12 protein-coding genes and 1 pseudogene are annotated in these 12469 nt (G+C 36.6%); 9 read left to right on the top strand and 4 right to left on the bottom strand.

Going from position 1 to position 12469, the window contains the following annotated elements; translation table 11 throughout:
* The first annotated feature begins 2 nt into the window (after positions 1 to 2).
* A complete protein-coding gene (locus tag N518_RS0100780) occupies positions 3 to 230 on the top strand; it encodes a helix-turn-helix domain-containing protein (RefSeq protein ID WP_026443898.1) in 228 nt (75 codons plus the stop codon).
* A gap of 18 nt (positions 231 to 248) precedes the next feature.
* Here the strand turns inward: N518_RS0100780 and N518_RS0100775 are convergent, their stop codons facing one another.
* The gene (locus tag N518_RS0100775) at positions 249 to 1247 is read right to left on the bottom strand and encodes an Arc family DNA-binding protein (protein ID WP_026443897.1); all 999 of its coding nucleotides are present in this window, start codon (positions 1245 to 1247) and stop codon (positions 249 to 251) included.
* 143 nt (positions 1248 to 1390) lie between these two features.
* Between N518_RS0100775 and N518_RS0100770 the strand changes: the two genes are divergently transcribed.
* The 5 genes from N518_RS0100770 to N518_RS0100750 all read left to right on the top strand — a co-directional run bounded on the left by N518_RS0100770 (position 1391) and on the right by N518_RS0100750 (position 7576).
* On the top strand, positions 1391 to 1543 hold the full coding sequence (locus N518_RS0100770; RefSeq protein WP_005018094.1) for an Arc family DNA-binding protein: 153 nt from the start codon (positions 1391 to 1393) through the stop codon (positions 1541 to 1543).
* Positions 1544 to 1800: 257 nt separating this feature from the next.
* Positions 1801 to 3228, top strand: coding sequence for a tyrosine-type recombinase/integrase (locus tag N518_RS0100765; RefSeq protein WP_026443896.1), 1428 nt, complete (start codon positions 1801 to 1803; stop codon positions 3226 to 3228).
* On the top strand, positions 3225 to 5162 hold the full coding sequence (locus tag N518_RS0100760) for a hypothetical protein (protein WP_026443895.1): 1938 nt from the start codon (positions 3225 to 3227) through the stop codon (positions 5160 to 5162). Before N518_RS0100765 ends, N518_RS0100760 begins: the two co-directional genes overlap by 4 nt.
* Positions 5159 to 7216 carry a hypothetical protein gene (locus N518_RS0100755; RefSeq protein ID WP_026443894.1) on the top strand — a complete coding sequence of 686 codons (2058 nt, stop codon included), beginning with the start codon at positions 5159 to 5161 and terminating at the stop codon, positions 7214 to 7216. Before N518_RS0100760 ends, N518_RS0100755 begins: the two co-directional genes overlap by 4 nt.
* 3 nt (positions 7217 to 7219) lie before the next feature.
* The gene (locus N518_RS0100750; RefSeq protein WP_026443893.1) at positions 7220 to 7576 is read left to right on the top strand and encodes a hypothetical protein; all 357 of its coding nucleotides are present in this window, start codon (positions 7220 to 7222) and stop codon (positions 7574 to 7576) included.
* A 34-nt stretch (positions 7577 to 7610) separates the two neighbouring features.
* On the opposite strand, the gene N518_RS0100745 is transcribed toward N518_RS0100750, so the two are convergent.
* The gene (locus N518_RS0100745; RefSeq protein WP_228133325.1) at positions 7611 to 7913 is read right to left on the bottom strand and encodes a hypothetical protein; all 303 of its coding nucleotides are present in this window, start codon (positions 7911 to 7913) and stop codon (positions 7611 to 7613) included.
* A 21-nt stretch (positions 7914 to 7934) separates the two neighbouring features.
* Positions 7935 to 8048 (bottom strand): annotated as a pseudogene (locus N518_RS17340) (prepilin-type N-terminal cleavage/methylation domain-containing protein); the annotation flags it as partial.
* Between the two features lie 778 nt (positions 8049 to 8826).
* On the opposite strand from N518_RS17340, the gene N518_RS0100740 reads away from it, so the two are divergent.
* The 3 genes from N518_RS0100740 to N518_RS0100730 are packed head-to-tail and all read left to right on the top strand — an operon-like array spanning position 8827 to position 11757.
* A complete protein-coding gene (locus tag N518_RS0100740; RefSeq protein WP_026443891.1) occupies positions 8827 to 9270 on the top strand; it encodes a pilin in 444 nt (147 codons plus the stop codon).
* Between the two features lie 52 nt (positions 9271 to 9322).
* On the top strand, positions 9323 to 11011 hold the full coding sequence (locus N518_RS0100735) for a PglL family O-oligosaccharyltransferase (RefSeq protein WP_034593477.1): 1689 nt from the start codon (positions 9323 to 9325) through the stop codon (positions 11009 to 11011).
* A gap of 11 nt (positions 11012 to 11022) precedes the next feature.
* Entirely contained in the window at positions 11023 to 11757 is a 735-nt protein-coding gene (locus N518_RS0100730; RefSeq protein WP_026443889.1) for a DUF6512 family protein, read from the top strand.
* Positions 11758 to 11800: 43 nt separating this feature from the next.
* Here N518_RS0100730 and bfr read toward each other — a convergent pair whose 3' ends face one another.
* Positions 11801 to 12265, bottom strand: coding sequence for a heteropolymeric bacterioferritin subunit Bfr (gene bfr / locus N518_RS0100725; RefSeq protein ID WP_005405243.1), 465 nt, complete (start codon positions 12263 to 12265; stop codon positions 11801 to 11803).
* Positions 12266 to 12469: the final 204 nt, after the last annotated feature.

The raw sequence follows: 12469 nt of genomic DNA, 5'->3' as shown, positions 1-12469 counted from the left end.
TTATGATTAGATGTAGGTTGTCAAATTTGATGGGTGAGCGAAAAATTTTAAAGTTAAGTGAGGTAGCTCAAGCGACTGGTATTAATCGTAATACGCTCACAAGTCTTTACTATGATCGTGCAGTACGAATTGAACTTTCAGTCGCTGATACCTTATGTAAATATTTTAATTGTAATATGCAAGATTTATTTGAATATACCAATGAGCCTAGAAAAAGGGATGGTGCTTAGTAAAATGTCATCCCTTTTTTAAAACTCAATAGGATGCTTTAAATGCAACTCAGGATCATTCCAAATTTCCTGAATGAATTCTTTCGCTGCAAAGTCTCGTAGTATTCTTGCTCTTAACGTATCAAAACCATCCCAATAATCTAAATTCTTATTTGGGAGTTTATCCGCTAAATCATCAACCCAAGGAATATGATGTAATTTTTCTGCAATTGTTAAGGGATGAACTGTTCCAGTCAAAATAAGTTTAAACTGCTCTTCTGAAAGCAGATGACTATATACATTCACCTTAGATTTATAATATCGCAACAGTACTTTGGTCAATAAACAGAAATATAACAATGAATTATATCCACCAACTCCATTTACGTCACTGATATGATATGGGGGATAATAAGTCTCAACTGCGTAATTTTCATAAATTTTAAGAATAATTAACTGCCCTGTTTCTGATAATTCGCGAATAAATTTTATTTCTTTCACTTTTGATGCAGATAAATATTCATTACTAGGGTCTGAACCTAAAAGCAGCTTTATATCTTGATCTAAATATTCATTTAAACGTATGTGCTGAATATCATAGGGAGTCTGCTTACCAAAAAGTAACCAGTTTGGATTCACTGAAGTATGTTGCGCTATTTTTTCCAATTGTCCGAAGGTGGGTTCTAATTCTGCTCTAAACCATGCTTCAGCCTCATCAGCCGTATCTTCATTTATCTCATAAGCTAATTCAGCAATTGTAAATTCATTGTAATGATCAATTTTTTTCAGTTCACTTAATACAAAATTTAAACGTTCTGCTACCACTTTTTTTCGTTCTGTAGGTGTTCTAGCTTGCAGATAATTTTCAATAACTTTAGCTGCTTCTAGATGAATATTGTTATCCATGACAAAAGAGTCATATAAACGAGACATTATTTCGGCATGAACGGAACGCTGTTTCAACTTTGCCCCTTCATCAATTTTAGCTTTTAAATCTTCTGGAATACGAAGATTGAACTGTATCTCTTTTTTTTTCATGAAGCTCACAAATAACAAAATTTTCAAATAGTATGATTATGATGCAAAAATGGTATTGCGCATATAGTATGAAAAGCATACTATATGGAAAATAGAATATGTAGTATGTCTTTCATACTATAAATAAATTAGGAGGTGATTCTATGCAAGCAACCAAACAACTGAATTTACGCTTACCTGAAGAATTAGTTTTTTGGATAAAAAATATGGCTAAGAAAAGACATCAGTCGATGAATTCTTATGTATTAACTGAACTTGAACGCATTAAAAAGGAATATAGAAATGACTTAAATTAATTATTTATTTTTAAATTTGAGGAAAGGTCAACGATCTCAATTAATTTAGATTAAATGTACACCTAAATGTATTTTATTAATTTTTGAAATATTAATTCATCTTTGGCAAAAAGTATAAAAGCCCATGCGGGAACATGAGCTTTTATGAATGTCTTGATTGGCGTCCAGACACGTCGATTTTGATGGATAGGGGCATTTTTGTCAATCCTATCCCAAGGTCACTTTTTGCCTGTTTTTTAATAAACAGGAGGCTCAAAATGAGCACTAAACTTAAAAATGGTCAGTCACGCTACCAATCGAAAGCCAAAGTTGTGAGCATCAAAAAATTTCAGTTATTGACGTTGGTTAATGCAACCCGTTGTTTAAATGATGCAGCGTTTGAAAAACATGGTGATGCTTACCTTGAATTCCCTGTAATTGTTCAGGGAGATGGTAGCCCTTCTGACGTTTTTAATCTGTATTTGCTGAAAAAACTTGAGCAAACAATACAGTATGATTTTAAAACATTTGCATCTATTGCCAATCAGTTGGTTGATTTTCAGCGTTTTTTAGAAGATGAGCAACTGGACTGTTTGAAATTCCACAAACTAAAACAGTCAAATGCGATTTTTAAATATCGCACTCGTCTTATTGAGCAAGCGAATGCAGGTCTAATTTCAGCTCGCTCTGCGAGTAATCGAATTAATGCGGTAGTGAATTTTTATCGATTTCTCGTTACAGAAGACTTAGTTGATCATCAGCGCTATGGCATACCGTTTAAAGATGTCTACAAATATATTGCCGTGGATAATGAGTTTGGCGCACGTCGAAAAATGGCAATTAAGTCGCATGATCTTGCTATACATGTTCCAGCCAAGGCTCCGAATTCTGAAGCCATTGAGGATGATGGTCAATTAAGCCCTCTCAGCGTTGAATCGCAAACTGTCATATTAAAAGCATTGCAAAAATCATCCCGAGAATATCAGTTGATGTTTTATGTTGCATTGTTTACAGGTGCTCGTTTACAAACGATTTGTACTTTACGAATCAAAAACTTAATTGGTTGTGAGCTTGATAGTCATGGCTTTATTCGTCTGCCCGTTGGAGCGGGTACAGGTGTGGACACTAAATTTCAAAAGCCAATGACATTGTTAATTCCAAATTGGTTAGCACAAGATCTTAAAATCTATATCAATAGTGAGCAAGCACGCCAGCGTAGAAACAAGTCCAATTATGGCGATTCGGATGAAAATTATGTGTTTCTCACCAAGCTTGGCACACCATTTTATACAAGCAAAGCCGAACAGCAAGAACTGACTGAGCAGATTAAAGCCTCTGACTCATTTGGGGCGAGGCTGAAACTGTATGAGGGTGAAGCGGTACGTAGTTATTTAAAAGTAGTGCTATTACCCGAAATTCGCTTGATTGATCCACAATTTAAAAGTTTCAAATTCCATGACTTACGTGCCAGTTTTGGTATGAATTTGCTGGAAAGTCAGTTACAGCATCTACCTGAAGGGCATTCTGCTATGACCGCTGTTGAGTATGTGCAAGCTCGGATGGGACATCGCAACATCAGCACGACTTTACAGTATTTGAATTATAAATCACGATTGCAATGGCGCAGTAAAATTCAGCATGAGTATGAATCAAGCTTAATGAAATACGTGATGTCTTCTGTCAATTTAGCGGGAGAATTGTCATGAATTTTAGACGCTCTCCACTTTTTGTGCATATTTCAGATATCAATAAACAAATTAATGAGCATGAGCGACTCGTCCTTGTCTGCAGAGATAAGACAGCTTCTTTTGCTTTTAAGACATTTGACATAGGAACTCTATTCTACAGTAACAGATTATCTGGCGAAGTGTTGTCAGAACAACAGTTATCTGCATCTTTTGATGAAAAAAGACGTTATTTTTTGCAGTGTTTAACGGACTATTTGTTGCAAATGAGCGGATCAGATTTGTCAAAAGGACTATTTTATTACACCAGTAAACTTTTTTTAGATTGGGTGGATAGCCAAAAGAAAAATTTTGATTTATCAAGTCAAGACAGTGTGATAGATGCGTATCGTCGTTACAGCAAATATTTAGTTGATCGCACTTTGCTTGCAGATACTGATGAAGAAAACCTGGCTGCACATACAGCAAAGCAATATCAGCGTAATGCGGCGAAGTTGATCGCATATGTATTTGACTGTCATGAAATTGATATTGTTAGTCAAGCGATGCAAGTACAGTCTCAGCGTTACGATGTTCCTGTTTTTCCAATCGCTAAAGAAGATCATCAGAAGACGTATGCTACTTTGTTGAATGTCTTTCTTGAAATTTATCGTATTGTGATGCAAGGCGCAGATTTTCCAGCACATTTTCAGTCCGTGGATCAGGAAGATTTTTATTTTTACTCGGGCTTTCATCATCAAACTGAAAAACAGCATATCCAGTTTGATATGCAGAATTATTTAGCCAAATATCCAATTATTCCAGCCCTTTCCAAAATGCTGGCTGATTTTGAGTTAGAAGAAGATAGTGAGTATCGAAAACGTGTACGTGAAAATCGCAATCAAGCGATTCGTAAACTTGAAGAACGTAATAAAGACAAGCGACATTTAGAGCGTACAAGACTTGCCTCCTACGGTCTTGCCATTGGTATGCTGTTATTTATTGCGCAAACTGGTGCAAATCTAGACACTGCTCAACAGTTACAACTTGATACGATGGAAATCCTACCAAGTACCCAAGGGCGCAGGTTTTCAGGAACAAAAAGCCGTGCAGGTGACAAGATAGTACGACCAGAATTTGGGGTGAAATTTGAGCCAGTTTTTAGGAAGATTCTGGAACTTCGAGAATGGTATGTACAAGATGAAGCATGTGATTTTGTCTTTCCATTGCGTAACGAAATTCAGCAATTGGGACCTGTAAGCAACGGCAGATTACAATTAATAAAAAAATTTTTACAGCGCATTTTCCCAAAAATGGCCTGGATCACCCCACAAGAGTGGCGCAAGCATGTTAGCAGTCAATATGTTGAATTGAGCGATGGCGATTTATTGCTTGAAGCTGAAGTGATGGGGCACTCACTTGATACAGCAAGAAATAATTATGCACGTACTTCATTCAAAGATGCAGCTCAGCAAATTTCACAATTTTTTAATGAGTTGAGAGAAGTTGCGGTAGCACAAACTCGAACCGTTGAGCGTATTCCTGTGCAAACGCTAGATGAGACTGTTGATGTTCAAACCTTACCTGTCGGGGCTTGTACGACTACCAATCTACAACCTGAAAAAACTTTAGGCTTTACCAAACAAGCTCCAACTCCAAACTGTCAGCAATTTGAGCACTGTTTATTTTGCCAGCATTATGCAGTCCACGCTGACGATGAAGATGTACGCAAGCTTTTATCACTAAAAAGTCTGCTCGGCTACATTAAGCAAAAAGCCACGGACTTAATCAAGTGGGAACAGCAGTTTGGGGTTGTACTACACCGAATTGACGAAGTGCTCAATGATTTATCAGATACTTATGAAAATTTACGTGATCGTATTTTTTCGATTCAAGAAGAAGTAGAAAGCGGCGATTTACATGCGTATTGGCTGAATCATTTTGAATTATTACTTGATTTGGGGTGGATATCATGAGTTCATTTAATTCATATCTATATTCATTGGGTATTGCTGAGCAGTTCTTACCTGATGAGTACAATCTACAGAATAATCAGTTGACTGTTCCAAATGCTTTTGTATTATCACGAACAAAAAACGGTGAAACACTATCTGTTTATTCAGACAATGTGTGGGATCTTTCTCCATATTTACCGAAGTGTGATTGTCGCCTGAATTTTGATAGTTGGCTTGAAAATGCCCGAGAAAATGACTTTCTTTACTGTCAAATTCGGGCAGAAATGAAAAAAATCAGTTTTGCTTTGCTTTATATAAAATCTGGTAAGTCGATCATTAAAAGTATTGAACAGCGGCATACGGTTTTGCGCCAGTTTGCAGCAATTGCATATAAAAATGGCTGCACATTGCAGCAATTGTTTAGCGATGTTGCTTATATGTCAAAAGTGAATGATGCTTATGTGAACGTGAGCTATCAAAAAGCCATCCATATTAAAGCATTTTTAACGGATTGTTTTGCCTTACAACAGCAATACCCATTGCTCATTCCTGCGTTTAGTATATATCAGCCGATTGAGCATTTAGCAAAGTTGGCTGCTCAACTGAGGTTACAGTCAGGCAAAGTAGGTCCGCAAACAAAGTTGATCCCCTCACGTATTTATATAAATTTAATCAATGGGTTAGCGGAGAAGCTCAATGAGTTTAATCAGTATGCGCCTGCTTTACATCAGTGGTTTCAGCGCATTCAACAAGAGCCGTCTTTTGCGCGTATGCCCCGCGAGTTTAAAGATTATAAAAATGCAGTGAGTTTTGCCGATGCTCGTGATTTATTTGGTTTAACGGCACTGTTTGAAAATCATCAGATTAGCAAACATGCAAATTTGACTCGCTACATGACGTTGATACAAGGAATCGCCAAACTTTGGATTCATCTGTTTACAGGCATGCGTGATAATGAAGTGAATCAGCTGTCTTCTGATTGCTATCAAACTATTCAAAGAAATGAGCATCTTGTGCATGTCATTATGGGTTATACCTCCAAGTTGCATGGTGGTGGAAATAAATCAACGTATTGGATCACGTTTGAAGACATTCAAATAGGCGTACATGCAGCACAAAGTATTGGTGAAGTCTACGCCTTACTTAATCCTCACTATGATATGTCTAATTCTGCTGAATACCCATTATTCCCAACACTATACTCGCAAAAGCATCGAAATAAAAATAACCGCAATATTGAGCATGAAACGGATTTTATCTCTAATTTTGAGGGTGCTCCGACTCGAACACAGTCTAATTTTAATCAGTATTTAAGCCGTATTTCTGTATTGCTTGGAGAGGGGTTGAAAATCACAGAAAGTGATATCGCCGAGCTTGAAGCTTTTGATGGTTTCCGCAATTGGCGAGAAGAAAAAGACTGCCAAGTTGGTGAGTACTGGAATATCTGTACCCATCAATTTAGACGTTCGCTTGCAGTTTATGGCGCTCGTTCAGGCATGATCGGACTTGGCGCTTTGTCAGTCCAATTTAAGCATCTAACAGAGTCTATGACGTTGTATTACCGTAATAATGCGGTATTTGCACCAAATATTTTAGTGAGTGACAGTCAAAAAGAGTTTATTCAAGAGCTGGAATATCAGCGTTTGGTGCATTCTTATGCGCAATTTGAAGATGATGTGATTAATAGTGCTAGCCGTTTACTCGGTGGGGCAGGAACCTATTTGCAGCTACAAAAAGACCGCGAGCAATTACTCACAGTATTTCCAAACCGTGATGAAGCGATTAAGCGCATGAAAAAAGGGGAAATTGCTTGCAAGACTAGCCTGTTTGGTGCTTGTACTAATCCTGATTCTTGCGAAAAAATTTCTTTTACTGCAATTAGCAGTTGTTTGAGTTGTGCTCATGCAATTTTTGATGCCGAAAGTGCCGATCAAATGCAAAAAGCGGTTCAGCGACTACAACGGCAGCGAGATATGCAAGTACAGAACAGTCTGCTATACGGGCAAATGGACAGTGAGATTTTAGCTTTAAACAAAATGATTCAAAAAATTAAAATGATTAATATTGAGGTGTAAAATATGAGTGCATCGAATGACTATTATGCTGCTTTAGAACGATTAAAGGCCAATAAGCCAATAATTCTGCCAAAAGGTTCTGCGATTAATAACGATACTGTAGCACTGGAAGCAGGACGTAAACGAGGCTCGATTAAGAAGAGCCGTCATGCAGCATTAATTGAGGCAATTGAGCAAGCTGCACAGGCAGCAGGGCAAAATGTTCTTTCACCTGCACAACGGATTGAGCAAGCGAAAACTAAGACCAAGGCGGTGAAAAGTGATTATGAGCAGCTGAAAGAAGATTATGAAAAACTGCTGGAAAAGTGTAACTCGCTGTTGTCAGAAAATTTTGAGCTAAAACAAAAAACGCATCTCTAAAGATGCGTTCTAATCATTCTGCTAGTTCTAAAAATTAGATACCTGTTTGAGCTTTTGAACAGCCATTACCTGAAGTAACACCTGCCCATTGTACAGAGTTAGCATCTACTGTAGGAGTCCAAGTAACAATACATGAACCTACAGTATTTGCACCAGTAACAACGATAGCAGCAGTAGTTTCTGTAACAGTAACAGGATTACTTGCAGCACCATATTTAGGAGTTGGTAAAGTCGCATAACCTGTTTGAGCGGTAAGTTCACCAAGTGTATCACATGCTGTTTTAACACCTTGGTTGGCTTGTAAACATTCGCCAATAGCAAGTTTTAAAGGAGCAATAACAGTATTATTTTCAGTCCATTTAGAACGAGTTACATAATTTTGATATTGAGGAATCGCAATTGCAGCTAAAATACCGATAATAGCGACAACAATCATCAGTTCGATCAAGGTAAAGCCTTTTTGAGCGTTCATAACATTCTCCACAAATGTTTTGTTAATTTATTTATAAGCGTTGTAAGCTAATTTATTGTTAGCACAAAGTGTGCCAAATTATATTACTCAATTATTTGTTGTTAAATCAATACATTGTTTAATAGATTAAAAATCTAAGTGTATACATAAGTAAATTTATGTAATTAAGTGACAAAAAATGTCAGTTTTGTCGGTTTTGAGAGATATGCATATGAAAGTTACTTGCAGCAGGAAAACTAAATTATTAGCAGCTAAGCAGATGTGTGCTTGTTAGTTGAATTGTTTTGCTTATTTGCTTACCAATCCACTTTGAAATTGAAAATTCTGTCCTATGCTGAATGCTTCATATATAGGGAATAATAGAGTGAAACGGCTAAAAGACTTCAAAGTAAACGAACGAATACCTCGTCCAGCTGTAAAAGCTTTTCCCATGCAATTTTGTGATGACGAAGCGACTCATCGTATTGCTATCTATTATTAAAAACGTATGCATTTTAAGCATAAAGAAGAAATACAGAAGTTGGCTTATAAATGAGTCTGGAATTTTTACTCTATTTTTAGCTTGTCAAAATTTTAAAATATTTTACGATCAGTCTGCTTTTACAAAAATTCATCCTATGACACTAAGTAAAAGCTATTTTCTGATATGGACAAATTGGGAAAATTTGTCCTTTTAAAAGCATGTCCATATGGACAAAATGAAGAATGAAGTAAAATAATATAATTCAATGATTTGATGTATGTCCATATAAAGTGACTTATGGAATGTACCTAGCTTATGATCGTTGTTGCGATCATTGGTATTTTGGCGGCAGTTGCACTTCCTGCTTATCAGGATTATACCGTACGTGCAAAAATATCAGAGGCAATATTAGCTGGATCTGCCTGTAGAACTACAGTCTCTGAAGTTTATCAAAGTACCTCTTCATTGCCAGCAGCGAATGATTGGGGTTGTGAAGTGGGAAGCTCCGCATCACAAGCAAGTAAATATGTTCAAACAGTAACTACTGATGCTACTGGTATAATTACTGTTACTACACCGTCAAAAGCGAATTCTGGACTACCAGATGCAGCTGCATCTAAAAAAATTGTTATGACTCCATTGACATCTTCAGGCCAACCAGCAGTTGCAGGAACACCTATTGGCTCTTGGAAGTGCGGTCCAGCGGCGACGGATGGTATGCCTAAGAAATATCTACCAGGTACTTGCCAAGCAGCTTAATTATAAAGTTATTAAAAGGGAGCATCGCTCCCTTTTTTGTGAATAAAAATTTATGAATTTATATATTAATATAGGTATAGGAAGGATTTTACTAATAATCACAAGCTTAACAATGTTATTAAGCTGGCTTCTTCCTAACCATTATGAACCATGGATTACTTCTCATAGTGACTTTTGTGCTTTTATAGCATTCATTTTTATTATAGCTATAACTATTTACTCCGTAGAAATAATAAAAATTCCTATCATAAATCTTTTTTTATTATTAATAATGTCTATTCCTTTTTTACAGTATATAACTGGTATTATATTTTTCTTAGGTGATGCCTTTATCGCAGCAATATATATATTTGGATTTTTTTGTGCTGTCATTAGTGGGTATAATCTCTCCCAACAGGGTAAGAATAACCCGAAAATATATTTAATCTTAACAAGTATAATCTTACTAGCTAGTTCAATAAGTGTATTTATAGCACTTATTCAGTGGACATTACAGTCAAATGGGCAGGTCTGGTTCGCAGATTTTCCATCTAATGCAAGGCCGTTCGCCAATTTTGCTCAACCAAATACACTAGCAACCTTTCTCATAATGGGAATAATTTCATTATTATATTTATTTGAAAAACAAAAATTAAATAGTATTAGTTCAAGCCTCATTGGCTTAATACTTATCTTTGGTATTGCTTTAACACAATCACGTACCTCTTGGGTATTCATGTTATGCTTTATAATTTGGTGGTTATGGAAAACCACTACACTACCAACCAGAATAAATAGAAAGTATTTAGGATTATTTGTTGGTTTCTATATATTGTTTGTTTTAACTTTACCTGTTGTTTCTAAATTTATAGGACTAAGTAATACTACAGATGTCTTGACTCGAGCCACTACAGGATTAGAGCGGGTAGCAATGTGGCATCAAATGTTGATTGCGATTCAACACCAGCCTTGGTTTGGTTATGGGTGGAATCAAGTGAGTTTGGCACAAGTGCTGACAACATTAGATTTTCCAGTGAGAGGTTGGACAGAGCATACACACAATTTTATTTTAGATTTATTAGTTTGGAATGGTATTCCTATTGGAGTAGCAATTATTGTATTTCTAATTTTCTACCTTTATCAACTATATCAATTAGCTAATAATATAGAGACTATAATTGCGTTATCGATGATTGGTGCAGTTTTAATCCATGCAATGTTTGAATATCCTTTAGATTACGCTTTTTTTCTATTACCTGTTGGATTTATTATAGGTTTAATCCAAGCACAACATAAAGATACTGTTACAAAAGAATTATCACGACCTTATACAGGCAGTATATTAATAATTTTAATAATTTTATATATTTGGATTTTCATAGAATATCGTATTATTGAAGAGGATACGCAATTAGCACGTTTTGAAGTGTTGAATATCGGTAAATTACATGCACAAAAGGCAGCTCCTAATGTCGTGTTCTTAACTCAACTTAGAGAAAAAAATCGCCTAATGCGAACGCAACCTAAACAAAATATGTCTGATAAGCAGTTATTATGGTTACGTCAAATTGCCTATCGGTATCCTACTGCACCTGCTTTACTTCGCTACGCTCAAGCACTTGCACTTAATCATCAATTAGCACAGGCCAAAGAACAATTAATGCTCATTGAGTATTTACATGATTTAAAACTGAGCGATGCTGTACTTTATGAGGTTAATGAATCTCTTTCCTTTGCGTGGGAAAACAAGAGAAAAATTTAGTGTATAAACTTATGACCTGTCGCCTAAAATTCTTCTTAAGCCATCTTGCTGTTTCAGCCATTATTGCGCTTATTACAATTATCCTAGTATTTTATTTTTGGTATCCGGCACCCCTCGCTCAAGCAGTTGGTGTCATGTATATCTTCTTAATGCTTTTGACTATAGATGTCATCATTGGGCCAGTGCTAGGTTTTATGGTCTATAAAGAAGGTAAAAAAACCTTAAAAATGGACTTAAGTATTGTTATTCTCCTGCAAGCCTTGGCACTAGGGTATGGCGTTTATAGTATTTTTGAAGGCCGACCAGCTTGGCTGGCCTACAATGTCGACCGTTTTGAACTGGTCAGAAACAATGAAATCATTACAGAGCATATAGAACAGGCTCAGCCGCAATATCAGCATCCGTCTTGGTTAAAACCACAATTAGTGGCGGTAGAGTTTGCTCAAGACCACCAAACACGACAAAATGAAATGTTTGCAGAGGTGTTAGGCGGTATTTCAATTGCCCAGCGTCCAGAGCGTTATGTGCCATTCTCTCAAGAGAAAAATCAGCTACAGCAACGTGCCCAGCCTTTCAGCACTTTAAGGCAGTTAAATGATCCGGCCAGAGTAGACCAGATTCTGAAACAATATCCCGAGGCGACCGCATGGGTGCCGTTAAAAGCTAATGCAGTTGATATGGTAGTTCTACTAAATAAGAAAAAAGCTGAGGTAATTAAGATAGTCGATTTGCGCCCATGGAAATAATTAGCTAGAGTAACAAAAAGCCAGCTTAATGCTGGCTGTATTTTTATATCTGACTCTGAATATAGTTCTCAATTCCCACACTTTGAATTAAATCCTGCTGGGTTTCTAACCAGTCCCAATACTCTTCTTCAGATTCTAGAATTTCTTGTACCATATCACGGGTTACATAATCCATAAGCTGCTCAGATAACAACACAGCTTTTTGTAAGGCTTCAATATTCTCTTTTACCTTACGCACATCACAAGAGAGAACCTCTTCAGTATGCTGGCCAATATACAGCTTACCAAGGTGCTGCAAATTCGGCAATCCTTCTAAAAATAAAATCCGTTCAATGACTTTATCGGCATGCTTCATCTGGTGAATAGACTCTTTGTACTCGGCTGAACCCAGCTTTTCAATCCCCCAATCATTGAACATACGGGAATGTAAAAAGTACTGGTTAATAGCGGTCAGTTGATGATAAAGCACTTGGTTGAGCTGATTGATTACATCACGATTGCCTTTCATTGTAAGTTCTCCATAAACAATTTCTGCCTTATGAAAGATATAAGGCAATCTATAGAGTTATCTTAGCGAACCCATCCATGAATGGCGAGTAATTTATAGAACAGCAAATGAAAATCGCAATCAGAAACACAGCAGCTTTTATGGTAGAGAATAAAAACCCGCTTGGAATCACGAGCGGGGAGGAGGAGATGATCGATTGATCAT

Source organism: Acinetobacter sp. UNC436CL71CviS28 (assembly GCF_000620525.1).
GTDB lineage: Bacteria > Pseudomonadota > Gammaproteobacteria > Pseudomonadales > Moraxellaceae > Acinetobacter > Acinetobacter radioresistens.
The sequence above is the reverse complement of the archived record's forward strand: the minus strand, read 5'-3'. Positions and strand labels throughout refer to the sequence as shown.